Source organism: Streptomyces sp. NPDC048197, assembly GCF_043202395.1.
In the GTDB taxonomy this organism is placed as follows: Bacteria; Actinomycetota; Actinomycetes; order Streptomycetales; family Streptomycetaceae; genus Streptomyces; species Streptomyces siderophoricus.
In genome coordinates this window covers 20,626-43,046 of the sequence record NZ_JBIDAJ010000016.1, presented here as the reverse complement: position 1 = coordinate 43,046, position 22,421 = coordinate 20,626, and the positions used below count along the sequence as shown (strand labels likewise).

Genomic DNA, 22,421 nt, shown 5'->3' with positions numbered 1-22,421 from the left:
GGGTTTAGATGCCGCGCAGTCTCAAGAAGGGGCCCTTCGTCGACGACCACCTCTCCAAGAAGGTGGACACGCAGAACGAAGCCGGCACCAAGAACGTCATCAAGACCTGGTCCCGCCGCTCCATGATCGTCCCGGCCATGCTCGGCCACACGATCGCGGTGCATGACGGCCGCAAGCACGTCCCGGTGTTCGTCACCGAGTCGATGGTCGGCCACAAGCTCGGCGAGTTTGCGCCGACCCGCACCTTCCGCGGCCACGAGAAGGACGACCGCAAGTCGCGTCGTCGCTGATCGACCGGAGTGCGAAGACTATGACTGACACCGAAGGGACAACCATGGAAGCCAGGGCCCAGGCGCGGTACATCCGCGTCACGCCCATGAAGGCCCGCCGCGTGGTGGACCTTATCCGTGGCATGGATGCCACGGAGGCTCAGGCGGTCCTGCGTTTCGCCCCGCAGGCCGCGAGCGTGCCGGTGGGCAAGGTGCTGGACAGCGCCATTGCCAACGCCGCGCACAACTACGACCACACGGACGCCTCTACGCTGGTCATCAGCGAGGCGTACGTCGACGAGGGCCCGACCCTGAAGCGGTTCCGTCCGCGTGCCCAGGGCCGTGCCTACCGGATCCGCAAGCGGACCAGCCACATCACCGTGGTCGTCAGCAGCAAGGAAGGAACCCGGTAATGGGCCAGAAGGTAAACCCGCACGGGTTCCGCCTCGGCGTGACGACGGACTTCAAGTCCCGCTGGTACGCCGACAAGCTGTACAAGGACTACGTCAAGGAAGACGTCGCCATTCGTCGCATGATGACGAAGGGCATGGAGCGCGCCGGTATCTCGAAGGTGGAGATCGAGCGCACCCGTGAGCGCGTCCGCGTTGACATCCACACCGCTCGCCCGGGCATCGTCATCGGCCGCCGCGGCGCCGAGGCCGACCGCATCCGCGGTGAGCTGGAGAAGCTGACCGGCAAGCAGGTCCAGCTGAACATCCTCGAGGTCAAGAACCCCGAGACCGATGCCCAGCTGGTGGCCCAGGCCGTCGCCGAGCAGCTGTCCTCCCGCGTCTCCTTCCGTCGCGCCATGCGTAAGAGCATGCAGTCGACGATGAAGGCCGGCGCCAAGGGCATCAAGATCCAGTGCGGTGGCCGTCTCGGCGGCGCCGAGATGTCCCGCTCGGAGTTCTACCGCGAGGGCCGTGTGCCCCTGCACACGCTCCGCGCGAACGTCGACTACGGCTTCTTCGAGGCCAAGACCACCTTCGGCCGCATCGGCGTGAAGGTCTGGATCTACAAGGGCGACGTCAAGAACATCGCCGAGGTGCGTGCCGAGAACGCCGCCGCCCGTGCGGGCAACCGCCCGGCCCGCGGTGGTGGCAACGACCGCCCGCGCCGCGGTGGCGAGCGTGGCGGCCGCGGCCGCAAGCCGCAGCAGCAGAGCGCCGCTGCCGAGGCCCCCAAGACGGAGTCGTCGGCGGCTGCTGCCTCTGCACCGGCTGAGACCCCCGGAACGGAGGCCTGACCGACATGCTGATCCCTCGCAGGGTCAAGCACCGCAAGCAGCACCACCCGAAGCGCAACGGCATGGCCAAGGGTGGCACCGAGCTGGCCTTCGGTGAGTACGGAATCCAGGCCGTCACCCCGGCCTACGTGACGAACCGGCAGATCGAGTCCGCTCGTATTGCCATGACCCGTCACATCAAGCGTGGCGGCAAGGTGTGGATCAACATCTACCCCGACCGTCCGCTGACGAAGAAGCCGGCCGAGACCCGCATGGGTTCCGGTAAGGGTTCTCCGGAGTGGTGGGTCGCGAACGTCAAGCCCGGTCGGGTGATGTTCGAGCTGTCCTTCCCGAACGAAAAGGTTGCCAAGGAGGCGCTGACCCGCGCCGCCCACAAGCTTCCGATGAAGTGCCGCATCGTGCGGCGCGAGGCAGGTGAGTCGTGATGGCGGCCGGTACCAAGGCGACCGAGCTGCGCGAGCTGAACAACGAGGACCTCGTTGCCAAGCTTCGTGAGGCCAAGGAGGAGCTGTTCAACCTCCGCTTCCAGGCGGCGACCGGACAGCTTGAGAACCACGGTCGGCTCAAGTCCGTCCGTAAGGACATCGCCCGGATCTACACCCTGATGCGGGAGCGCGAGCTCGGCATCGAGACGGTGGAGAGCGCCTGATGAGCGAGAAGAATGTGACTGAGACGAACGAGCGCGGTTTCCGCAAGACCCGTGAGGGTCTGGTCGTCAGCGACAAGATGGACAAGACCGTCGTCGTCGCCGTCGAGGACCGCGTCAAGCACGCGCTGTACGGCAAGGTCATCCGCCGTACCAACAAGCTCAAGGCGCACGACGAGCAGAACGCTGCCGGTGTCGGCGACCGCGTCCTCCTGATGGAGACCCGGCCGCTGTCCGCCACCAAGCGCTGGCGCATCGTCGAGATCCTCGAGAAGGCCAAGTAATCCCTCCTAGGGGGACCCCCTAGGAACAGTTCCGCCAGGCTCGGCGAGAAGCGCGAAGCACTCGCGCTTCTCGCCGGGAACCGGCAGACATTCAGGAGATAGACGTGATCCAGCAGGAGTCGCGACTGCGTGTCGCCGACAACACTGGTGCGAAGGAAATCCTTTGCATCCGTGTTCTCGGTGGTTCCGGTCGCCGCTACGCGGGCATCGGTGACGTCATCGTCGCCACCGTCAAGGATGCGATCCCCGGTGGCAACGTGAAGAAGGGTGACGTCGTCAAGGCCGTCATCGTTCGCACCGTCAAGGAGCGCCGCCGTCCGGACGGCTCGTACATCCGCTTCGACGAGAACGCGGCCGTCATCCTCAAGAACGATGGCGACCCCCGCGGCACCCGCATCTTCGGCCCCGTGGGCCGGGAACTGCGCGAGAAGAAGTTCATGAAGATCATCTCGCTCGCGCCGGAGGTGCTGTAACCGATGAAGATCAAGAAGGGCGACCTGGTCCAGGTCATCACCGGTAAGGACAAGGGCAAGCAGGGCAAGGTCATCCAGGCCTTCCCCCGCGAGGACCGCGTCCTGGTCGAGGGTGTCAACCGGGTCAAGAAGCACACCAAGGCCGGCCAGACCGCTCGTGGTTCGAAGACCGGCGGCATCGTGACGACCGAGGCCCCGATCCACGTGAGCAACGTTCAGCTCGTGGTGGAGAAGGACGGCCAGAAGGTTGTCACCCGCGTCGGATACCGCTTCGACGACGAGGGCAACAAGATCCGCGTTGCCAAGCGGACCGGTGAGGACATCTGATGACTGCCACCACCAACGCGCCGCGTCTCAAGACGCGCTACCGCGAAGAGATCGCCGGGAAGCTGAAGGACGAGTTCTCCTTCGAGAACGTCATGCAGATCCCCGGTCTGACCAAGATCGTGGTCAACATGGGTGTGGGCGACGCCGCCCGCGACTCCAAGCTGATCGAGGGCGCCATCCGCGACCTCACCACGATCACCGGCCAGAAGCCGGCCGTCACCAAGGCCCGTAAGTCCATCGCGCAGTTCAAGCTGCGTGAGGGCCAGCCGATCGGTGCCCACGTCACCCTCCGCGGTGACCGCATGTGGGAGTTCCTGGACCGTCTGCTGTCGCTCGCGCTCCCGCGCATCCGCGACTTCCGTGGTCTGTCCCCGAAGCAGTTCGACGGTCGGGGCAACTACACCTTCGGTCTCACGGAGCAGGTCATGTTCCACGAGATCGACCAGGACAAGATCGACCGTACCCGGGGTATGGACATCACCGTGGTCACCACGGCGACCAACGACGATGAGGGCCGCGCTCTCCTTCGTCACCTCGGCTTCCCGTTCAAGGAGGCGTGAGCGAGATGGCGAAGAAGGCTCTGATTGCCAAGGCTGCTCGCAAGCCGAAGTTCGGTGTGCGCGCGTACACCCGCTGCCAGCGCTGCGGCCGTCCGCACTCCGTGTACCGCAAGTTCGGCCTGTGCCGCGTGTGCCTTCGTGAGATGGCTCACCGTGGCGAGCTGCCGGGCGTGACCAAGAGCTCCTGGTAATCCCCCAGTTGGGATAACCCGGAGACTCTCGGTAAGCAGTCGGTCGGCGGGCACCTGCCCCCTTTTCCCGTAGGGTGGAGGGGTTTGGGTGTCCCGCCGCCCGAGACCGACCGCGGGCCGAGCCCGCATAACGTCGCTTACTACGCCGTAGGTCCCCGCGCCGCACCCGTCCCGACTCTGATCGGGGAGAGGGATGGCGCACATAGGAAACCCCGGCGAGAGAGGCCGAAGGCCAATTCATGACCATGACTGACCCCATCGCAGACATGCTGACCCGTCTGCGGAACGCGAACTCGGCGTACCACGACACCGTCGTGATGCCGCACAGCAAGATCAAGTCGCACATCGCGGAGATCCTCCAGCAGGAGGGTTACATCACCGGCTGGCGCGTCGAGGACGCCGAGGTCGGCAAGAACCTCGTCCTCGAGCTGAAGTTCGGCCCGAACCGCGAGCGCTCGATCGCCGGCATCAAGCGGATCTCGAAGCCGGGCCTGCGGGTCTACGCAAAGTCCACCAACCTGCCGAAGGTGCTCGGCGGCCTGGGCGTGGCGATCATCTCCACGTCGCACGGTCTCCTCACCGGCCAGCAGGCGCAGAAGAAGGGCGTGGGTGGGGAAGTCCTCGCCTACGTCTGGTAACCCGGGAACGGAGGAAGAGCTAATGTCGCGCATTGGCAAGCTGCCCATCCAGGTTCCCGCTGGCGTGGACGTCACCATCGAGGGCCGCACGGTCAACGTGAAGGGTCCCAAGGGTTCCCTTTCGCACACCGTCGCGGCTCCCATCGAGGTCGCCAAGGGTGAGGACGGCGTCATCAACGTCACCCGCCCGAACGACGAGCGTCAGAACAAGGCCCTGCACGGCCTGTCCCGCACGCTGGTGGCGAACATGATCACCGGCGTGACCCAGGGATACAGCAAGGCGCTCGAGATCAGCGGTGTCGGTTACCGCGTCCAGGCGAAGGGCTCCAACCTGGAGTTCTCCCTGGGCTACAGCCACCCGATCCTGATCGAGGCCCCCGAGGGCATCTCGTTCAAGGTCGAGTCCCCGACCAAGCTCAGCGTCGAGGGCATCGACAAGCAGAAGGTCGGCGAGGTGGCGGCGAACATCCGCAAGCTGCGCAAGCCTGACCCGTACAAGGCCAAGGGCGTCAAGTACGCCGGCGAGGTCATCCGCCGCAAGGTCGGAAAGGCTGGTAAGTAAGCCATGGCATACGGTGTGAAGATCGCTAAGGGCAACGCGTACAAGCGCGCCGCTGCCAAGCGTCGCCACATCCGCATCCGTAAGCGGATTTCGGGTACCCCGGAGCGTCCGCGTCTGGTCGTGACGCGGTCCAACCGCGGCATCACCGCTCAGGTCATCGACGACATCCAGGGCCACACCCTGGCTTCGGCGTCGACCCTGGACGCGTCCATCCGTGGTGGCGAGGGCGACAAGAGCGCCCAGGCCCAGAAGGTCGGCGCCCTGGTTGCCGAGCGTGCCAAGGCCGCCGGTGTCGAGGCCGTCGTGTTCGACCGCGGTGGCAAGCAGTACGCCGGGCGGATTGCCGCTCTGGCCGACGCCGCCCGCGAAGCCGGGCTGAAGTTCTAAGCCCCGGTTCCGGAGCTAGCGGACGTAACAGAGAGAGGTAAATCCAATGGCTGGACCCCAGCGCCGCGGCAGCGGTGCCGGTGGCGGCGAGCGGCGGGACCGGAAGGGTCGCGACGGTGGCGCTGCCGCCGAGAAGACCGCGTACGTTGAGCGCGTAGTCGCGATCAACCGCGTCGCCAAGGTTGTCAAGGGTGGTCGTCGCTTCAGCTTTACCGCGCTGGTCGTGGTGGGCGACGGTGACGGCACCGTGGGTGTCGGTTACGGCAAGGCCAAGGAAGTTCCGGCTGCCATCGCCAAGGGCGTGGAAGAGGCCAAGAAGAACTTCTTCAAGGTCCCCCGTATCCAGGGCACCATCCCGCACCCCATCCAGGGCGAGAAGGCTGCGGGCGTCGTCCTGCTCAAGCCGGCTTCCCCCGGTACCGGTGTGATCGCCGGTGGCCCGGTGCGCGCCGTTCTGGAGTGCGCGGGCATCCACGACGTGCTGAGCAAGTCGCTCGGTTCGTCGAACCCGATCAACATCGTGCACGCCACGGTGACCGCGCTTCAGGGCCTGCAGCGCCCCGAGGAGATCGCGGCCCGTCGTGGCCTGCCGCTGGAGGACGTGGCTCCCGCCGCTCTGCTGCGGGCGCGTGCAGGGGTGAGCGCGTAATGGCTCGCCTGGAGATCACGCAGACCAAGTCCTACATCGGCAGCAAGCAGAACCACCGCGACACGCTGCGTTCGCTCGGCCTGAAGCGGCTGGGTGACGTGGTTGTCAAGGAGGACCGCCCCGAGTTCCGCGGCATGGTGCACACCGTCCGCCACCTCGTGTCGGTCAAGGAGGTCGACTGACATGGCGGAGCAGAACCCGCTGAAGGTCCACAACCTCCGGCCCGCCCCGGGCGCCAAGACCGCCAAGACCCGTGTCGGTCGTGGTGAGGCGTCCAAGGGTAAGACCGCCGGTCGTGGTACCAAGGGCACCAAGGCCCGTTACCAGGTTCCGGAGCGCTTCGAGGGTGGGCAGATGCCCCTCCACATGCGCCTCCCGAAGCTGAAGGGCTTCAAGAACCCCGCCCACAAGCAGTTCCAGGTCGTGAACCTGGCCAAGCTGGCCGAGCTCTACCCGCAGGGTGGCGAGGTCACGGTGGCCGACCTGGTTGCCAAGGGCGCGGTGCGCAAGAACGAGCTCGTCAAGGTCCTGGGCCAGGGCGAGGTCTCCGTGGCGCTGCAGGTTTCGGTTGACGCCGTCTCCGGCTCCGCCAAGGAGAAGATCGCCGCCGCCGGCGGCACCGTCACCGAGCTCATCTGAGTTCGTTGGTTCAACTGACCGGGGATGCCCATCGATTGGGGCATCCCCGGTTGGTCGTTCCACGGGGGTACGGTCGCCGGTAAGGTGGCATGCACTGTTGTTTTCCGGGGCCAATGCCCCGGGCCCCCGCCGCATGGGCCGTGCCCGTGCGGTTTCCGGCCGTTACGTATTCGTCGATCCTCAAGACCGTTACCTCTCGCCCGCGGGGCGGGGGGCGCAGGAGGCACCGTGCTCACCGCGTTCGCCCGAGCGTTCAAGACGCCCGACCTGCGCAAGAAGCTGCTGTTCACGTTGGGCATCATCGTGCTCTACCGGATCGGAGCGCACGTCCCGGTCCCTGGGGTGAACTACGCGAACGTCGAGACCTGCATGAAGCAGGCCGGCGGCAACAGCGGGTTGTTCGCCCTGGTGAACATGTTCAGCGGTGGTGCGCTGCTGCAGATCACGATCTTCGCGCTGGGGATCATGCCGTACATCACGGCGAGCATCATCCTCCAGCTGCTCACCGTGGTCATCCCCCGGCTGGAGGCCCTCAAGAAAGAGGGGCAGTCGGGCCAGGGGAAGATCACCCAGTACACCCGCTATCTGACCGTGGCGCTCGCGGTCCTGCAGGGCACCGGCCTGGTGGCCACCGCCCGCAGCGGCGCGCTCTTCCAGAGCTGCCCGGTCGCCAGCGAGATCGTGCCCAGCGACTCGATCTTCACCACCATCACGATGGTCATCTGCATGACCGCCGGCACCTGCCTGATCATGTGGCTCGGTGAGCTCGTCACCGACCGCGGCATCGGCAACGGCATGTCCATCCTGATGTTCATCTCGATCGCCGCCGGATTCCCGGGCGCCCTGTGGCAGATCAAGCTCACCGGCAAGCTCGCGGACGGCTGGATCGAGTTCTTCTCGGTGATCGCGGTGGGTCTGGCGATGGTCGCCCTGGTGGTCTTCGTCGAGCAGGCCCAGCGGCGCATCCCGGTGCAGTACGCGAAGCGGATGATCGGCCGCCGGTCCTATGGCGGTACGTCCACGTACATCCCGCTCAAGGTGAATCAGGCGGGTGTGATTCCGGTCATCTTCGCGTCGTCGCTGCTCTACATTCCAGCCCTGGTTGCACAGTTCAGCGGGTCGAAGGCGGCATGGGCGACCTGGATCGCCACCAACTTCACCAAGGGAAATCACCCGGTTTACATCGTTACGTACTTCCTGCTGATCGTCTTCTTCGCCTTCTTCTACGTCGCCATCAGCTTCAACCCCGAAGAAGTTGCCGACAACATGAAGAAGTATGGTGGCTTCATCCCGGGTATCCGGGCTGGTCGCCCGACGGCCGAGTACCTCAGCTACGTGCTCAACCGGATCACGTGGCCGGGCTCGCTGTACCTGGGGCTGATCGCGCTCGTACCAACAGTGGCGTTGGTGCTGTTCAACGCGAACCAGAACTTCCCGTTCGGCGGGACGAGCATCCTCATCATCGTGGGTGTGGGTCTGGAGACCGTGAAGCAGATTGAGAGCCAGCTTCAGCAGCGCAACTACGAAGGGTTCCTCCGCTGATGCGAATCGTCCTCGTCGGGCCCCCGGGGGCCGGCAAGGGTACGCAGGCTGCGTACCTTGCCAAGAACCTCGTGATCCCGCACATCTCCACGGGGGACCTGTTCCGGGCCAACATCAGCCAGGGCACCGACCTCGGCAAGCAGGCCAAGGCGTTCATGGACGCCGGTGAACTCGTTCCCGACGAGGTCACCATCGGCATGGCCCGCGACCGGATGAACCAGCCGGACGCCGCCGGCGGCTTCCTGCTGGACGGCTTCCCCCGCAACGTCTCGCAGGCCGAGGCGCTCGACGAGGCCCTCAAGGAGGACGGCGTCACGCTCGACGCGGTCCTGGACCTGGAGGTCCCCGAGGAAGAGGTGGTCAAGCGCATCGCCGGCCGCCGCATCTGCCGCAAGGACTCCAGCCACGTCTTCCACGTGACCTACAGCGCGCCGGAGCGGGAGGGCGTCTGTGACGTCTGCGGCGGCGAGCTGTACCAGCGTGACGACGACAGCGAGGAGACCGTCCGCAAGCGGCTGGAGGTCTACCACACGCAGACCGAGCCGATCATCGACTACTACAAGGCCCAGGACCTGGTCGTGACCATCCCGGCACTCGGGAAGGTCGAAGAGGTCACGGAGCGCGCGATGGCCGCGCTCCAGGGCGGCAAGTAGCGGACAGCTCCGTACGGCCGCGGTGTCCAGCACGGGCACCGCGGCCGTACTGTTGGTCGGGTACGACGTCAGACAGCACGGATCGGAAGGGCGTAAGCCGCGATGGTGGAGATCAAGACCCCCGAGCAGATCGCGAAGATGCGCGAGGCGGGGCTGGTGGTCGCCGCCATCCACGCCGCGACCCGGGAGGTCGCGGTGCCGGGCGCCACGACCAAGGACCTGGACGACGCGGCGCGCAAGGTGCTCGCCGAGCACGGTGCGAAGTCCAACTTCCTCGGCTACGGCGGCTTCCCCGCGACGATCTGCACCTCGGTGAACGACGTCGTGGTCCACGGCATCCCGGACACCGACACCGTGCTGGCGGACGGCGACATCATCTCCATCGACTGCGGCGCGATCGTCGACGGCTGGCACGGCGACGCCGCGTACACCGCGTTCGTCGGCTCCGGTCACTCCGCGGAGCTGGTCGAGCTCAGCCGGGTCACCGAGGGCTCGATGTGGGCGGGCATCGCCGCGGTCGCCAAGGGCAACCGGCTCGTCGACATCTCCAAGGCGATCGAGGGCTACATCCGCCGCCAGCCCCGCCCGGCCGGCGGCAAGTACGGCATCGTCGAGGACTACGGCGGCCACGGCATCGGCTCGCAGATGCACATGGACCCGCACCTGCTGAACTACGTCGACCGCAAGCGCGGCCGCGGCCCCAAGCTGGTGCCCGGTTTCTGCATCGCGATCGAGCCGATGGTGAACCTCGGCACCCCGAAGACCCATGTCCTTGAGGACGACTGGACCGTGAAGTCGAACGACGGCAGCTGGTCCTCGCACTGGGAGCACTCGGTCGCGCTGACCGAGCAGGGCCCGCTGGTGCTGACCGCGCCCGACGGCGGCAAGGCCCGGCTCGCGGAGCTCGGGATCACCGCGGCGCCGGACCCGCTGGCGTAACGATCTCCCCGCATGGGCAATAATCCTGGATTCGTCTTTTCCCGGACCCTGACGTAGACTGACGCGTCGGCTCTCGTGCATCCGTATGCCTGTTAAAGGGTCCGGACGCATTGCAGGTGTTTCACCTGCGAATGACAGCCGCCAAAAGGTAGCCGATTCGAAGGGCGAAGCGTGGCCAAGAAGCAAGGTGCCATCGAGATCGAGGGCACCGTGATCGAGTCCCTCCCGAACGCGATGTTCAAGGTGGAGCTTCAGAACGGTCACAAGGTCCTCGCGCACATCAGCGGCAAGATGCGGATGCACTACATCCGTATCCTTCCGGATGACCGGGTCGTCGTGGAGCTCTCTCCCTACGACCTGACGCGTGGGCGGATCGTCTACCGCTACAAGTAGATCTTGTCGGCACCCCGCTCCCGTGGGGTGACGGCACTGACCCGGAGAACCTCACATCCCATGAAGGTCAAGCCGAGCGTCAAGAAGATCTGCGACAAGTGCAAGGTGATCCGCCGCCACGGCCGGGTCATGGTCATCTGCGACAACCTGCGCCACAAGCAGCGCCAGGGCTGACGCACGCCGACCACCTGCATTTCGCAGTTCGCGCGACGCAAGCACCACACGTTCATACGCAGTCACCCGACCCCCCGCACCAGCGGCGTGGGGACGACACCCCCGGCTCGGAGGCCGGGGACCCGGCTCGTAATTCTGCAGAGTCTTACGGGAACGGTGCTGCGGAAGACCTCCGAATAGCCATCAGGAGCCACATCAATGGCACGCCTCGCAGGCGTTGATCTCCCGCGCGAAAAGCGTGTGGAGGTCGCCCTCACCTACGTCTTCGGTATCGGGCGGACGCTCTCGCAGCAGACCCTCGCCGCCACCGGCGTGAACCCGAACACCCGGGTCCGCGATCTGGCCGAGGAAGACCTCGTCAAGATCCGCGAGTACGTCGACAACAACCTCAAGACCGAGGGTGACCTCCGTCGCGAGATCCAGGCCGACATCCGCCGCAAGGTCGAGATCGGCTGCTACCAGGGTCTGCGTCACCGTCGCGGTCTGCCGGTGCACGGTCAGCGCACCAGCACGAACGCCCGTACCCGCAAGGGTCCGCGTCGCGCGATCGCCGGCAAGAAGAAGCCGGGCAAGAAGTAGTCCTCAGCAGGACGCTCACCAGCGGTCTTCGCTGTAGGACCGACCACCTCCACGGGAGAAATTCATGCCTCCGAAGGGCCGTACGGCCGGCGCCAAGAAGGTGCGCCGCAAGGAGAAGAAGAACGTCGCCCACGGGCACGCTCACATCAAGAGCACGTTCAACAACACGATCGTCTCGATCACCGACCCGACCGGGAACGTGATCTCTTGGGCCTCGGCCGGCCACGTCGGCTTCAAGGGCTCGCGCAAGTCCACCCCCTTCGCCGCGCAGATGGCCGCCGAGTCGGCCGCCCGCCGCGCGCAGGAGCACGGCATGCGCAAGGTCGACGTCTTCGTCAAGGGTCCCGGCTCCGGCCGTGAGACCGCGATCCGCTCCCTCCAGGCCACCGGCCTCGAGGTCGGCTCGATCCAGGACGTCACCCCCACCCCGCACAACGGATGCCGCCCGCCCAAGCGCCGCCGCGTCTGACCATCTGAAGTAGGAGACAACTAGACAATGGCGCGTTACACCGGGGCCGACTGCAAGCGTTGCCGTCGGGAGAAGCAGAAGCTCTTCCTCAAGGGGAGCAAGTGCGAGAGCGCGAAGTGCCCGATCGAGATCCGTCCTTACCCCCCGGGTGAGCACGGTCGCGGGCGCACCAAGGACAGCGAGTACCTGCTCCAGCTTCGTGAGAAGCAGAAGTGCAGCCGCATCTACGGTGTCCTTGAGAAGCAGTTCGTGAACTACTACAAGGAAGCGAACCAGAAGACCGGCAAGACCGGTGAGAACCTTCTGCGCATCCTTGAGACCCGCCTCGACAACGTGGTCTACCGGGCCGGCTTCGCCAAGTCCCGCGACCACGCCCGTCAGCTGGTCCGTCACGGACACATCACCGTGAACGGCCGCAAGACCGACATCCCGTCGGCCCGTGTGGCAGTGAACGACATCGTCGAGGTCCGCGAGGGCTCTCGGAACCTGACCCCCTTCGAGGTGGCCAAGGCCGAGGCCGGCGAGAAGACCGTTCCGGCGTGGCTGGAGGCGATCCCCTCGCAGCTGCGGATCCTCGTGCACAGCCTGCCCGAGCGCCAGGTGATCGACACCCAGGTGCAGGAGCAGCTGATCGTCGAGCTCTACTCGAAGTAAGGCTCGTCGGCCCCCGTCACGTCGGGGGCCGCTGGGTGTGGGCGGTACGGAGCTTCGGCGTCGTACCGCCCGTACCCTTGTCGGTACAGCGGGCGTCAAATAGCGGGCGCCCACGACTGAAGGACCGAAAAACATGCTGATTGCTCAGCGTCCCTCCCTGACCGAAGAGGTCGTGGACGAATACCGCTCCCGGTTCGTGATCGAGCCGCTGGAGCCGGGCTTCGGCTACACCCTCGGCAACTCCCTGCGTCGTACGCTCCTCTCCTCGATCCCGGGTGCGGCGGTCACGTCCATCCGCATCGACGGTGTCCTGCACGAGTTCACCACCGTGCCGGGCGTCAAGGAGGACGTCACCGACCTCATCCTCAACATCAAGCAGCTGGTCGTCTCCTCGGAGCACGACGAGCCGGTCGTGATGTACCTGCGCAAGCAGGGCCCGGGCCTGGTGACCGCCGCGGACATCGCGCCGCCGGCCGGTGTCGAGGTGCACAACCCCGACCTGGTCCTCGCCACGCTCAACGGCAAGGGCAAGCTGGAGATGGAGCTGACCGTCGAGCGCGGTCGCGGCTACGTCTCCGCCGTGCAGAACAAGCAGGTGGGCCAGGAGATCGGCCGTATCCCGGTCGACTCCATCTACTCGCCGGTGCTCAAGGTCACGTACAAGGTCGAGGCGACCCGTGTCGAGCAGCGCACCGACTTCGACAAGCTGATCGTCGACGTCGAGACCAAGCAGGCGATGCGTCCGCGCGACGCCATGGCCTCCGCCGGTAAGACCCTGGTCGAGCTGTTCGGTCTCGCCCGCGAGCTGAACATCGACGCCGAGGGCATCGACATGGGCCCGTCCCCCACGGACGCCGCCCTGGCCGCCGACCTGGCGCTGCCGATCGAGGAGCTGGAGCTCACCGTCCGCTCCTACAACTGCCTCAAGCGCGAGGGCATCCACTCCGTGGGTGAGCTCGTCGCCCGCTCCGAGGCGGACCTGCTGGACATCCGCAACTTCGGTGCGAAGTCCATCGACGAGGTCAAGGCGAAGCTGGCCGGCATGGGCCTGGCCCTCAAGGACAGCCCGCCCGGATTCGACCCGACCGCCGCTGCCGACGCCTTCGGCGCCGACGACGACGCGGACGCCGGGTTCGTGGAGACCGAGCAGTACTGAGTTCGACCGGCAGGGGTCCGGGAGCCTTCCCGGGCCCCTGCCGTGTGATCTTCCGCGGGGCGGCCGCCTCGTGGGAACTGACACCGGTACCTGATACGGCCGGTGCAGCAATGAAGGAGATACACCATGCCGAAGCCCACCAAGGGTGCCCGTCTGGGCGGCAGCGCTGCGCACGAGCGTCTCATGCTGCGCAACCTGGCCACCGCGCTCTTCGAGCACGGCCGCATCACGACGACCGAGGCCAAGGCCCGCCGTCTGCGTCCGTACGCGGAGCGTCTGGTGACCAAGGCGAAGAAGGGCGACCTTCACAACCGCCGTCAGGTCATGCAGCTGATCTCGGACAAGAGCGTCGTGCACACGCTCTTCACGGAGATCGCGCCGCGGTTCGCGGAGCGTCCGGGTGGCTACACCCGTATCACCAAGATCGGCAACCGTCGTGGCGACAACGCCCCGATGGCCGTGATCGAGCTGGTCGAGGGCGAGATCGCCAAGAAGGCGACCGTCGCCGAGGCCGAGGCCGCGACCAAGCGCGCGGTGAAGGAAGCCGATGAGGCCGCGGCGACCGAGGCTCCGGCCGAGGCGCCCGCCGAGGAGTCCAAGGACGCCTGAGGTTGACCTCGCGTGAAGCGGGTCCGTCCGAGAGGGCGGGCCCGCTTTCGTGTCTTTCCCAAGGGATCTGCCCGGAGAGGATCTCCCCGTGAGTGACGAAGTACGGCCCGGACACGTCCGGATCCGCCTGGACCTGTCGTACGACGGCTCCGCCTTCCACGGCTGGGCCAAGCAGGCCGGCGGCCGGCGCACCGTGCAGGCCGAGATCGAGGACGCCCTGCGCACCGTGACGCGGTCGGGGGAGACGACGTACGAGCTGACGGTGGCCGGGCGGACGGACGCCGGGGTGCACGCGCGGGGCCAGGTGGCGCACGTCGACCTGCCCGGGGAGCTGTGGGCGGAGCACCGGGAGAAGCTGCTGAAGCGGCTCGCCGGGCGGCTTCCGAAGGACGTGCGGATCTGGCGCCTCACCGAGGCCCCCGAGGGCTTCAACGCGCGTTTCTCGGCGATCTGGCGGCGCTACGCCTACCGCGTCACCGACAACCCCGGCGGGGTCGACCCGCTGCTGCGCGGGCACGTCCTGTGGCACGACTGGCCGCTCGACGTGGACGCCATGAACGAGGCGGCCCGGCGGCTGCTCGGGGAGCACGACTTCGCGGCGTACTGCAAGAAGCGCGAGGGCGCGACGACCATCCGCACGCTCCAGGAGCTGAGCCTGGTGCGGGGCGAGGACGGGATCGTCACCGCCACGGTGCGGGCCGACGCCTTCTGCCACAACATGGTGCGCTCGCTGATCGGGGCGCTGCTGTTCGTGGGGGACGGGCACCGGCCGGCCGACTGGCCCCAGAAGGTGCTCGCGGCCGGCATACGCGACTCGGCCGTGCACGTGGTCCGGCCGCACGGGCTGACGCTCGAAGAGGTCGGGTACCCGGCGGACGGGCTGCTGGCGGCCCGCAACAAGGAGGCCCGGAACAAGCGGGCACTGCCGGCGGGCGGCTGCTGCTGAGCCGCCCGCCGGGGAGCCGGCCGGTCAGGACGACCGGCCGGCCTTCTTCCGGGCTTCCGCCAGCTGCCGTTCGGCGGCCTTGGCGGCCTGGTCCTTGCCCCGCTGGGTGATCTGGGTGAACGCGTAGGAGCCGCCGTCCCGGGCGATCTGCCGGGCCTTGGTCTCCGAGGTGGTGACGTCCTTGCCGTTGAGGTAGCCGGCGATCGTGAAGTAGGCGTAGCGGCCGGTGGCGTTGGTGGCCATCCGGCACTTGTGGCCCTGGCAGAAGTCCGAGGGGACGCCTCCGCCGGGCAGCGGCATGAGGTTGGTCCGGTTCTCGTTCATGACCTTGGTGGCCTTGGCGGGCGAGTCGAAGACCGCGATGCCGATGGTGACCGCCACTCCGCCCTTGGCGTAGGTGGCGCGCAGCAGCTGCTTGCAGCCGTTGTGGGACAGCGAGGAGACCAGCGCGCCCTGGGCTCCGGCGGTGCAGTCCTTGGTCGAGGCGGTGCTGGTGCGCGGGTAGCTGTGCTCGCCGACGACCATGGTCTTCTGCGGGAAGAGCGTGGCCGGGGTGAGCGGCGCGGTGTCCTTCTTGGGGTCGGAGATGTAGTCCTGCGGGTTGGGCGGCGGCGGTACGGAGACGTCCGGGAAGGACGGCTTGTCGTCCGGGGCCGCGGCCTGGCCGGACGAGGTGGGCGCGGCGGTCGGGTTGCCGCCGGGGGAGTCGCCGCCGGCCATCACCGCGGCGGCGACGATGCCGGCCACCGCGACGGTCGCCAGTGCTCCGCCGCCGATCCACATCCACCGCTTGCGGCGGGACTGCGCCTCGCTTTCCTCCGCGAGCGCGTCCCAGTCCGGCGTGGACGAGAAAGATCCCCCGGGGCCGTCGAAGGGCCCGCCTTGCCCAAAACTCATGGCGCGCATCCTAATGCGGTTGGTGGAACGCTTATAGGCCGGTCACAATCCCGCTCATGGGACATCTGGAAGCCGGGCACCTGGAGTACTACCTGCCGGACGGGAGGGTCCTGCTGGGGGACGTGTCCTTCCGGGTGGCGGAGGGCGCGACGGTCGCGCTGGTGGGGGCCAACGGCGCGGGCAAGACGACGCTGCTGCGGCTGCTCGCCGGTGAGCTGGCGCCGCACGGCGGAGCGGTGACGGTCAGCGGCGGGCTGGGCGTGATGCCGCAGTTCGTCGGCTCGGTGCGGGACGACCGGACGGTGCGGGACCTGCTGGTGTCGGTGGCCCAGCCGCGGATCCGGGAGGCGGCCGCGGCGGTGGACGCCGCGGAGCTGGCGCTCATGACCGAGGACGACGAGGCCGCGCAGATGGCGTACGCGCAGGCGCTCAGCGACTGGGCCGAGGCCCGGGGCTACGAGGCCGAGACGGTCTGGGACATCTGCACCACGGCCGCGCTCGGCGTCCCGTACGAGAAGGCGCAGTGGCGCCAGGCGCGCACGCTCAGCGGGGGCGAGCAGAAGCGGCTGGTGCTGGAGTCGCTGCTGCGCGGCACGGACGAGGTGCTGCTGCTGGACGAGCCGGACAACTATCTGGACGTCCCGGGCAAGCGCTGGCTGGAGGAGCAGCTGCGGCAGACCCGTAAGACGGTGCTGTTCGTCTCGCACGACCGGGAGCTGCTGGCCCGGGCCGCGGAGAAGATCGTCAGTGTGGAGCCGGGCCCGGCGGGCTCGGACGTCTGGGTGCACGGCGGTGGCTTCGACACGTACCACGAGGCGCGCCGGGAGCGGTTCGCCCGCTTCGAGGAGCTGCGGCGGCGCTGGGACGAGAAGCACGCCCAGCTCAAGAAGCTGGTGGTCACGTTGCGGCAGGCGGCCGCGGTGAGCCATGAGATGGCCTCGCGCTATGCGGCGGCGCAGACCCGGCTGCGGAAGTTCGAGGAGGCCGGGCCGCCGCCGGAGCCGCCGCGGGAGCAGGACATCACGATGCGGCTGCGCGGCGGCCGTACCGGCGTCCGGGCCGTGACCTGCGAGGACCTGGAGCTGACCGGCCTGATGAAGCCGTTCTCGCTGGAGGTCTTCTACGGCGAGCGGGTCGCGGTGCTGGGCTCCAACGGCTCCGGCAAGTCGCACTTCCTGCGCCTGCTGGCCGGGGACGCCGACGACCCGGTGGCGCACACCGGCAGCTGGAAACTGGGCGCCCGGGTCGTGCCCGGCCACTTCGCCCAGACCCACGCCCACCCCGAGCTGGTGGGCCGCCCCCTCCTCGACATCCTGTGGACCGAACACGCCAAGGACAAGGGCCAGGCGATGTCCGCGCTGCGCCGCTACGAACTGGAGAAGCAGGCCGAGCAGCCCTTCGACCGCCTCTCCGGCGGCCAGCAGGCACGCTTCCAGATCCTTCTCCTGGAGCTCTCCGGCACGACGGCCCTCCTCCTGGACGAGCCGACCGACAACCTGGACCTGGAGTCGGCGGAGGCGCTGCAGGAGGGCCTGGAGGCGTATGAGGGGACGGTGCTGGCGGTGACGCACGACCGGTGGTTCGCGCGCTCCTTCGACCGGTTCCTGGTGTTCGGGGCGGACGGGGTGGTGCGGGAGACGGCGGAGCCGGTGTGGGACGAGCGGAGGGTGGAGCGGGAGCGGTAGCCGGCAGGCCCGGGGAGGGGCCGGAGGGGGGTCGGGGAGGGGCGCCGGGAGGCGGTTCGGGGGGCGTTTTGACCCCGCCGGGGACGGCCCGGTATTCTGCTGGTTCGTTATGCGTATTGGCTTGCTCTATCTCACGTGAGGGGCCCTTACGCCGGTCCACCGGACCGATCACCAGCGGCAGACGATCGGGTTGCGTCACCCGTAGTGCCGCCCTGCTGCGTGATCGATCGTGGTGACCAGTACAGGACCCACCCCCGAGTCCTCACGGCCCGGGGGTCCCATCACTGAAGAAGCGAAGGCTACGACCGTGCGTACGTTCAGCCCCAAGCCCGGCGATGTCCAGCGCCAGTGGCACATCATTGACGCGCAGGACGTTGTCCTGGGCCGTCTGGCCAGCCAGGCCGCGTCCCTCCTGCGGGGTAAGCACAAGCCGGTGTATGCACCGCACGTTGACACCGGTGACTTCGTCATCATCATCAACGCCGACAAGGTGCACCTGTCCGGCAACAAGAAGACCCAGAAGATGGCCTACCGTCACTCCGGCTTCCCGGGTGGTCTGCGCTCCGTCCGTTACGACGAGCTGCTCGACAAGAACCCCGAGAAGGCCGTCGAGAAGGCCATCAAGGGCATGCTCCCCAAGAACACCCTCGGCCGTCAGATGCTCTCGAAGCTGAAGGTCTACGCGGGCGCCGAGCACCCGCACGCTGCGCAGCAGCCGGTGCCGTTCGAGATCACCCAGGTCGCGCAGTAAGTCCGGCCACCCCCTAAGACGACAGAGAATTCTTAAGGAGCATCGTGGCTGAGACCACCCCCGAGACCCCGCTGGACGAGGTCGAGGAGTACACCACCGAGACCGAGGTCGTGGAGTCGGAGTACACCTCCGAGTCCCTCGCGTCCCGCTTCGGCGACCCGCAGCCGGCCGCCGGCCTGGGCCGTCGCAAGAACGCCATCGCCCGCGTCCGGATCGTTCCGGGCTCCGGCCAGTGGAAGATCAACGGCCGCACCCTTGAGGGCTACTTCCCGAACAAGGTGCACCAGCAGGAAGTCAACGAGCCCTTCAAGGTGCTCGAGCTCGACAACCGCTACGACGTCATCGCCCGCATCGCCGGCGGCGGCATCTCCGGCCAGGCCGGTGCGCTGCGCCTGGGCGTGGCCCGTGCGCTGAACGAGGCGGACGTCGAGAACAACCGCCCCGCGCTGAAGAAGGCCGGGTTCCTCAAGCGTGACGACCGTGCGGTCGAGCGCAAGAAGGCCGGTCTGAAGAAGGCCCGCAAGGCGCCGCAGTACAGCAAGCGCTAATCACGCGCTGCATCATGCAGCTCGTGGCGTACGCCCCGGTGGCACTTCCCGTGCTGCCGGGGCGTTCGGCTATCCGGGACCGGGCGGCGTAGATCCACGTCCAGGGGCGTATACCTGGACGTGACGCTCTGGTCCAAGCTCAGAAACTCGGAGGACACCAGTGGGACGACTCTTCGGCACGGACGGTGTGCGCGGCGTCGCCAATGCGGACCTGACGGCGGAGCTGGCGCTCGGTCTCTCGGTCGCTGCGGCGCATGTGCTTGCGGAGGCGGGCACATTCGAGGGTCACCGGCCGGTGGCCGTGGTCGGGCGGGATCCGCGGGCGTCGGGGGAGTTCCTGGAGGCGGCGGTGGTGGCCGGGCTGGCCAGCGCCGGAGTGGACGTGCTGCGGGTGGGCGTGCTGCCGACCCCGGCGGTGGCGTACCTGACCGGCTCGCTGGGCGCGGACCTGGGTGTGATGCTCTCCGCCAGCCACAACCCGATGCCCGACAACGGCATCAAGTTCTTCGCCCGCGGCGGCCACAAGCTCGCCGACGAGCTGGAGGACCGGATCGAGGAGACCTACCGGGCGCACAGCTCCGGCGAGCCGTGGGAGCGCCCGACCGGCGGCGGCGTGGGCCGGGTCACCGTCTACGACGAGGGCTTCGACAACTACGTCGCGCACCTGGTCGGTGTCCTGCCGAACCGCCTGGACGGGCTGAAGGTCGTCATCGACGGTGCGCACGGCGCGGCGGCGCGGGTCTCGCCCGAGGCGTTCGCCCGGGCCGGTGCCGAGGTCGTCACCCTCGGCACCGACCCCGACGGCCTGAACATCAACGACGGCTGCGGCTCCACCCACCTCGCGCAGCTGCGCGCGGCCGTCGTCGAGCACGGCGCCGACCTCGGCGTCGCCCACGACGGGGACGCGGACCGCTGCCTGGCCGTGGACCGCGAGGGCAACGAGGTCGACGGGGACCAGATCCTGGCCGTGCTGGCGCTCGGCATGCGGGAGGCCGGGGCGCTGCGGAAGAACACCGTGGTCGCCACCGTCATGTCCAACCTGGGCTTCAAGCTGGCCATGGAGCGCGAGGGCATCGACCTGGTGCAGACCGCGGTCGGCGACCGGTACGTCCTGGAGGAGATGAAGGCGCACGGCTTCGCGCTGGGCGGCGAGCAGTCCGGGCACGTCATCGTGCTGGACCACGCCACCACCGGCGACGGCACGCTGACCGGGCTGATGCTGGCCGCCCGGGTCGCGGCGACCGGCCGTCCGCTCGGGGACCTGGCGGGCGTCATGGAGCGGCTGCCGCAGGTCCTGGTCAACGTCCCCGACGTCGACAGGTCGCGGGTGGCCACCTCGCCCGAGCTGACCCAGGCGGTCGCCGAGGCCGAGCGGGAGCTCGGCGGCACCGGGCGGGTGCTGCTGCGGCCGTCCGGCACCGAGCCGCTGGTCCGGGTGATGGTGGAGGCCGCGGACGAGGAGCAGGCGCGGGCGGTGGCCGGCCGGCTCGCGGACGTGGTCAAGTCCGCGCTGGGATAAGGCACTTGGGCCCCGCCCGCCCGGCGTGCCGTCAGTGGCGCAGCCGGCGGGCGGGGCCCGTGTCGTGCCGGGCCCACAGCAGTTTCTGGGCGACCAGGGTCAGGGTTCCGGCCACGATGATCCCCGCCAGGTTCAGCAGCAGCTGCTCCATGGAGTGCCAGGCCTGGCCGTACGCCCCGTAGGCGAGCGCGACCGCGGCGTTGGCGGCGGCCGGGACGGTCGTCACGGAGATCGCCACTCCTACCAGGGCGCCCGATTTCGCGGACGTCAAGGAAAGCACCCCGGCGATCCCGGCCAGCACGGCGACGACGAACGAGAACCAGTCCGGCCGGTAGATGAAGTTCGTGTTGGGCCGCTCCGCCGCCAGCGCCCCGGCGTGGAACAGGCCCATCGCGTCCATGAAGAGGCTGAAGCCCACCGTCAGGACCATGGCCGCGGCGAAGCCCACGACCAGTGCCGTCACCGAGCGCCAGGCCAGCCGCGGTGCCCGCTGCACCAGCGCGGTGCAGATACCGGCCAGTGGGCCGAACTCCGGGCCCACCGCCATCGCGCCGACGATCAGGATCGCGTTGTCGAGGACCACACCGCAGGCCGCGATCATCGTGGCGACCGTCAGGAACGCCAGGTAGGTGGCGGAGAGCGTGGACTCCTCGTGGGTGGCGTCGGTCAGCGACTCCCACAGCACCGCGTCGGCCCCCTCGCCGGGCGCCTCGTCCTCGGCCCGTTCGGCCCGTACGGACAGCGACAGGTCGATGTTCTCGATCGCGATCGAGCCGTCCTTGTGCAGGCCCAGCGCCCGCAGCCCGGCCAGCAGCCCGTCGGCGGCCTCCCGGGCGACGTCGCACAGCACCACGTCGCCCCGCGGGTCCCGGGCGGCCCCGGCCAGTACCGCCACATGGGCCGTACCGACCGTCGTCCCCAGCAGTTCCAGGGTCGCGTCGGTACGGTCCGCCGGCACGATCAGTCGCAGATGCAGCACGGTCCGCGCACCCTTCCTACAGCTTGCGCAGCGACAGCCGCTGCACCTTGTGGTCCGGCCCCTTGCGCAGCACCAGGCTGGCGCGGCCGCGGGTGGGGGCCACGTTCTGCTGCAGGTTGGGCCTGTTGATGGTGCGCCACATCATGCGGGCGTAGTCGAGGGCCTCGTCCTCGGAGACCTGGGTGTACTTGCGGAAGTACGAGAACGGGTTCTGGAAGGCGGTCTCGCGCAGTTTCCGGAACCGGCCGAGGTACCACTGCTCGATGTCCTCGGTGCGGGCGTCGACGTACACGGAGAAGTCGAAGAAGTCGGCAAGACCGAGGCGGGTGCGTCCGTCCTTGCCGGGCAGCGCCGGCTGCAGGACGTTGAGCCCCTCGACGATGAGGATGTCCGGACGGTGCACGGTGAGCCGCTCGCCGGGCACGATGTCGTAGATCAGGTGCGAGTAGACCGGCGCGGACACCTCCGCCTTGCCGGACTTCACGTCCGCGACGAAACGGGTCAGCGCGCGGCGGTCGTAGGACTCCGGGAAGCCCTTGCGGGACATCAGGCCGCGCCGGTGCAGCTCGGCGTTGGGGAACAGGAACCCGTCGGTGGTGACCAGCTCCACGCGCGGGTGCTCCGGCCAGCGGGCCAGCAGTGCCTGCAGCAGCCGGGCGGTGGTCGACTTGCCGACCGCGACGCTGCCCGCGACCCCTATGACGAACGGGGTGCCGGGCTGCGAGCCGTGGCCGTCGCCGGCGTCGCCCAGGAAGGTGTTCAGCGCGCCGCGCAGGTTGCTGGTCGCGCCGACGTAGAGGTTCAGCAGCCGGGACAGCGGGAGGTAGACGTCGCGGACCTCGTCCAGGTCGATGACGTCGCCCAGGCCGCGCAGCCGCTCCACCTCTTCGGCGGTCAGCGGCAGCGGGGTCTTCTCCCTGAGGGCGCTCCACTGGGCGCGCGTCAGATCGACGTAGGGGGAGCTGTCGGCGCGGCGGCGCGCGGGCGGATCGGTCGTCAGGGGCACGCGCCCATTGTGCGCAGCCGTCACACGCCGTTCATGCCGGGGTGTCATACG

At 68.2% G+C, this 22,421-nt stretch carries 34 protein-coding genes; 31 read left to right on the top strand and 3 right to left on the bottom strand.

Annotated features, from left to right (window positions below; genetic code table 11):
• Nucleotides 1–8 precede the first annotated feature (8 nt).
• The 27 genes from rpsS to truA all read left to right on the top strand — a co-directional run bounded on the left by rpsS (nucleotide 9) and on the right by truA (nucleotide 14,985).
• Nucleotides 9–290 (top strand): 30S ribosomal protein S19, encoded by a 282-nt coding sequence (rpsS, locus tag ACGF4C_RS21615; protein WP_030016988.1) that lies wholly within the window; start codon nucleotides 9–11, stop codon nucleotides 288–290.
• Nucleotides 291–334: 44 nt separating this feature from the next.
• Complete coding sequence (gene rplV, locus ACGF4C_RS21610) at nucleotides 335–682, top strand: 50S ribosomal protein L22 (RefSeq protein ID WP_009997296.1); 348 nt, start codon at nucleotides 335–337, stop codon at nucleotides 680–682.
• The gene (gene rpsC / locus ACGF4C_RS21605; RefSeq protein WP_393568354.1) at nucleotides 682–1,515 is read left to right on the top strand and encodes a 30S ribosomal protein S3; all 834 of its coding nucleotides are present in this window, start codon (nucleotides 682–684) and stop codon (nucleotides 1,513–1,515) included. The genes rplV and rpsC overlap by 1 nt, the downstream gene beginning before the upstream one ends.
• Nucleotides 1,516–1,520: 5 nt before the next feature.
• On the top strand, nucleotides 1,521–1,940 hold the full coding sequence (gene rplP, locus ACGF4C_RS21600; protein WP_004571829.1) for a 50S ribosomal protein L16: 420 nt from the start codon (nucleotides 1,521–1,523) through the stop codon (nucleotides 1,938–1,940).
• A complete protein-coding gene (rpmC, locus tag ACGF4C_RS21595) occupies nucleotides 1,940–2,164 on the top strand; it encodes a 50S ribosomal protein L29 (protein WP_030283449.1) in 225 nt (74 codons plus the stop codon). The genes rplP and rpmC overlap by 1 nt, the downstream gene beginning before the upstream one ends.
• Nucleotides 2,164–2,445, top strand: coding sequence for a 30S ribosomal protein S17 (gene rpsQ / locus ACGF4C_RS21590; protein ID WP_006604882.1), 282 nt, complete (start codon nucleotides 2,164–2,166; stop codon nucleotides 2,443–2,445). Before rpmC ends, rpsQ begins: the two co-directional genes overlap by 1 nt.
• Before the next feature lie 104 nt (nucleotides 2,446–2,549).
• The gene (rplN, locus tag ACGF4C_RS21585) at nucleotides 2,550–2,918 is read left to right on the top strand and encodes a 50S ribosomal protein L14 (RefSeq protein WP_003998823.1); all 369 of its coding nucleotides are present in this window, start codon (nucleotides 2,550–2,552) and stop codon (nucleotides 2,916–2,918) included.
• A gap of 3 nt (nucleotides 2,919–2,921) precedes the next feature.
• The gene (gene rplX / locus ACGF4C_RS21580; RefSeq protein ID WP_030413017.1) at nucleotides 2,922–3,245 is read left to right on the top strand and encodes a 50S ribosomal protein L24; all 324 of its coding nucleotides are present in this window, start codon (nucleotides 2,922–2,924) and stop codon (nucleotides 3,243–3,245) included.
• Complete coding sequence (gene rplE / locus ACGF4C_RS21575; protein WP_030413018.1) at nucleotides 3,245–3,805, top strand: 50S ribosomal protein L5; 561 nt, start codon at nucleotides 3,245–3,247, stop codon at nucleotides 3,803–3,805. The genes rplX and rplE overlap by 1 nt, the downstream gene beginning before the upstream one ends.
• Nucleotides 3,806–3,810: 5 nt before the next feature.
• Nucleotides 3,811–3,996, top strand: coding sequence for a type Z 30S ribosomal protein S14 (locus tag ACGF4C_RS21570; RefSeq protein WP_003956452.1), 186 nt, complete (start codon nucleotides 3,811–3,813; stop codon nucleotides 3,994–3,996).
• A 239-nt stretch (nucleotides 3,997–4,235) separates the two neighbouring features.
• A complete protein-coding gene (gene rpsH, locus ACGF4C_RS21565; protein WP_030413019.1) occupies nucleotides 4,236–4,634 on the top strand; it encodes a 30S ribosomal protein S8 in 399 nt (132 codons plus the stop codon).
• 22 nt (nucleotides 4,635–4,656) lie between these two features.
• Entirely contained in the window at nucleotides 4,657–5,196 is a 540-nt protein-coding gene (rplF, locus tag ACGF4C_RS21560) for a 50S ribosomal protein L6 (protein ID WP_201803195.1), read from the top strand.
• 3 nt (nucleotides 5,197–5,199) lie between these two features.
• Nucleotides 5,200–5,583, top strand: a complete 384-nt coding sequence (gene rplR / locus ACGF4C_RS21555) for a 50S ribosomal protein L18 (protein ID WP_030413021.1) — start codon at nucleotides 5,200–5,202, stop codon at nucleotides 5,581–5,583.
• Between the two features lie 46 nt (nucleotides 5,584–5,629).
• On the top strand, nucleotides 5,630–6,232 hold the full coding sequence (gene rpsE / locus ACGF4C_RS21550; RefSeq protein ID WP_030413022.1) for a 30S ribosomal protein S5: 603 nt from the start codon (nucleotides 5,630–5,632) through the stop codon (nucleotides 6,230–6,232).
• The gene (rpmD, locus tag ACGF4C_RS21545; RefSeq protein WP_030413023.1) at nucleotides 6,232–6,414 is read left to right on the top strand and encodes a 50S ribosomal protein L30; all 183 of its coding nucleotides are present in this window, start codon (nucleotides 6,232–6,234) and stop codon (nucleotides 6,412–6,414) included. Before rpsE ends, rpmD begins: the two co-directional genes overlap by 1 nt.
• Nucleotide 6,415: 1 nt before the next feature.
• A complete protein-coding gene (gene rplO, locus ACGF4C_RS21540) occupies nucleotides 6,416–6,871 on the top strand; it encodes a 50S ribosomal protein L15 (RefSeq protein WP_030413024.1) in 456 nt (151 codons plus the stop codon).
• Between the two features lie 228 nt (nucleotides 6,872–7,099).
• Nucleotides 7,100–8,413, top strand: coding sequence for a preprotein translocase subunit SecY (gene secY, locus ACGF4C_RS21535; RefSeq protein ID WP_030413025.1), 1,314 nt, complete (start codon nucleotides 7,100–7,102; stop codon nucleotides 8,411–8,413).
• A complete protein-coding gene (locus ACGF4C_RS21530) occupies nucleotides 8,413–9,066 on the top strand; it encodes an adenylate kinase (RefSeq protein ID WP_393568346.1) in 654 nt (217 codons plus the stop codon). Before secY ends, ACGF4C_RS21530 begins: the two co-directional genes overlap by 1 nt.
• Before the next feature lie 102 nt (nucleotides 9,067–9,168).
• Nucleotides 9,169–10,005: a type I methionyl aminopeptidase gene (gene map / locus ACGF4C_RS21525; RefSeq protein WP_030413027.1), complete on the top strand. Its 837-nt coding sequence runs from the start codon at nucleotides 9,169–9,171 to the stop codon at nucleotides 10,003–10,005.
• A 171-nt stretch (nucleotides 10,006–10,176) separates the two neighbouring features.
• Nucleotides 10,177–10,398 (top strand): translation initiation factor IF-1, encoded by a 222-nt coding sequence (gene infA, locus ACGF4C_RS21520; protein WP_003956442.1) that lies wholly within the window; start codon nucleotides 10,177–10,179, stop codon nucleotides 10,396–10,398.
• 60 nt (nucleotides 10,399–10,458) lie between these two features.
• Complete coding sequence (rpmJ, locus tag ACGF4C_RS21515) at nucleotides 10,459–10,572, top strand: 50S ribosomal protein L36 (protein WP_003956441.1); 114 nt, start codon at nucleotides 10,459–10,461, stop codon at nucleotides 10,570–10,572.
• Between the two features lie 198 nt (nucleotides 10,573–10,770).
• Nucleotides 10,771–11,151, top strand: a complete 381-nt coding sequence (rpsM, locus tag ACGF4C_RS21510; RefSeq protein WP_018090888.1) for a 30S ribosomal protein S13 — start codon at nucleotides 10,771–10,773, stop codon at nucleotides 11,149–11,151.
• A gap of 64 nt (nucleotides 11,152–11,215) precedes the next feature.
• Nucleotides 11,216–11,620, top strand: a complete 405-nt coding sequence (gene rpsK / locus ACGF4C_RS21505; RefSeq protein ID WP_004571845.1) for a 30S ribosomal protein S11 — start codon at nucleotides 11,216–11,218, stop codon at nucleotides 11,618–11,620.
• A 27-nt stretch (nucleotides 11,621–11,647) separates the two neighbouring features.
• Nucleotides 11,648–12,274, top strand: a complete 627-nt coding sequence (rpsD, locus tag ACGF4C_RS21500; protein ID WP_362142688.1) for a 30S ribosomal protein S4 — start codon at nucleotides 11,648–11,650, stop codon at nucleotides 12,272–12,274.
• A 133-nt stretch (nucleotides 12,275–12,407) separates the two neighbouring features.
• The gene (locus ACGF4C_RS21495; protein ID WP_003956430.1) at nucleotides 12,408–13,430 is read left to right on the top strand and encodes a DNA-directed RNA polymerase subunit alpha; all 1,023 of its coding nucleotides are present in this window, start codon (nucleotides 12,408–12,410) and stop codon (nucleotides 13,428–13,430) included.
• Nucleotides 13,431–13,556: 126 nt separating this feature from the next.
• A complete protein-coding gene (gene rplQ / locus ACGF4C_RS21490; RefSeq protein ID WP_393568342.1) occupies nucleotides 13,557–14,039 on the top strand; it encodes a 50S ribosomal protein L17 in 483 nt (160 codons plus the stop codon).
• Nucleotides 14,040–14,127: 88 nt separating this feature from the next.
• A complete protein-coding gene (gene truA, locus ACGF4C_RS21485) occupies nucleotides 14,128–14,985 on the top strand; it encodes a tRNA pseudouridine(38-40) synthase TruA (RefSeq protein WP_393568340.1) in 858 nt (285 codons plus the stop codon).
• Nucleotides 14,986–15,009: 24 nt separating this feature from the next.
• On the opposite strand, the gene ACGF4C_RS21480 is transcribed toward truA, so the two are convergent.
• Nucleotides 15,010–15,882: a hypothetical protein gene (locus ACGF4C_RS21480; RefSeq protein WP_393568338.1), complete on the bottom strand. Its 873-nt coding sequence runs from the start codon at nucleotides 15,880–15,882 to the stop codon at nucleotides 15,010–15,012.
• A gap of 56 nt (nucleotides 15,883–15,938) precedes the next feature.
• Here ACGF4C_RS21480 and ACGF4C_RS21475 point away from each other — a divergent pair, with 56 nt between their 5' ends.
• The 4 genes from ACGF4C_RS21475 to glmM all read left to right on the top strand — a co-directional run bounded on the left by ACGF4C_RS21475 (nucleotide 15,939) and on the right by glmM (nucleotide 20,385).
• The gene (locus tag ACGF4C_RS21475; RefSeq protein WP_393568336.1) at nucleotides 15,939–17,567 is read left to right on the top strand and encodes an ABC-F family ATP-binding cassette domain-containing protein; all 1,629 of its coding nucleotides are present in this window, start codon (nucleotides 15,939–15,941) and stop codon (nucleotides 17,565–17,567) included.
• 307 nt (nucleotides 17,568–17,874) lie between these two features.
• Entirely contained in the window at nucleotides 17,875–18,318 is a 444-nt protein-coding gene (gene rplM, locus ACGF4C_RS21470) for a 50S ribosomal protein L13 (protein WP_030413033.1), read from the top strand.
• Nucleotides 18,319–18,362: 44 nt separating this feature from the next.
• Entirely contained in the window at nucleotides 18,363–18,866 is a 504-nt protein-coding gene (gene rpsI / locus ACGF4C_RS21465; RefSeq protein WP_261957056.1) for a 30S ribosomal protein S9, read from the top strand.
• Nucleotides 18,867–19,026: 160 nt separating this feature from the next.
• Nucleotides 19,027–20,385: a phosphoglucosamine mutase gene (gene glmM, locus ACGF4C_RS21460; RefSeq protein WP_393568333.1), complete on the top strand. Its 1,359-nt coding sequence runs from the start codon at nucleotides 19,027–19,029 to the stop codon at nucleotides 20,383–20,385.
• Nucleotides 20,386–20,416: 31 nt separating this feature from the next.
• Here glmM and ACGF4C_RS21455 read toward each other — a convergent pair whose 3' ends face one another.
• Nucleotides 20,417–21,364, bottom strand: coding sequence for a DUF389 domain-containing protein (locus ACGF4C_RS21455; protein ID WP_393568332.1), 948 nt, complete (start codon nucleotides 21,362–21,364; stop codon nucleotides 20,417–20,419).
• Nucleotides 21,365–21,380: 16 nt separating this feature from the next.
• On the bottom strand, nucleotides 21,381–22,370 hold the full coding sequence (coaA, locus tag ACGF4C_RS21450) for a type I pantothenate kinase (RefSeq protein WP_393568331.1): 990 nt from the start codon (nucleotides 22,368–22,370) through the stop codon (nucleotides 21,381–21,383).
• Between the last annotated feature and the right edge of the window lie 51 nt (nucleotides 22,371–22,421).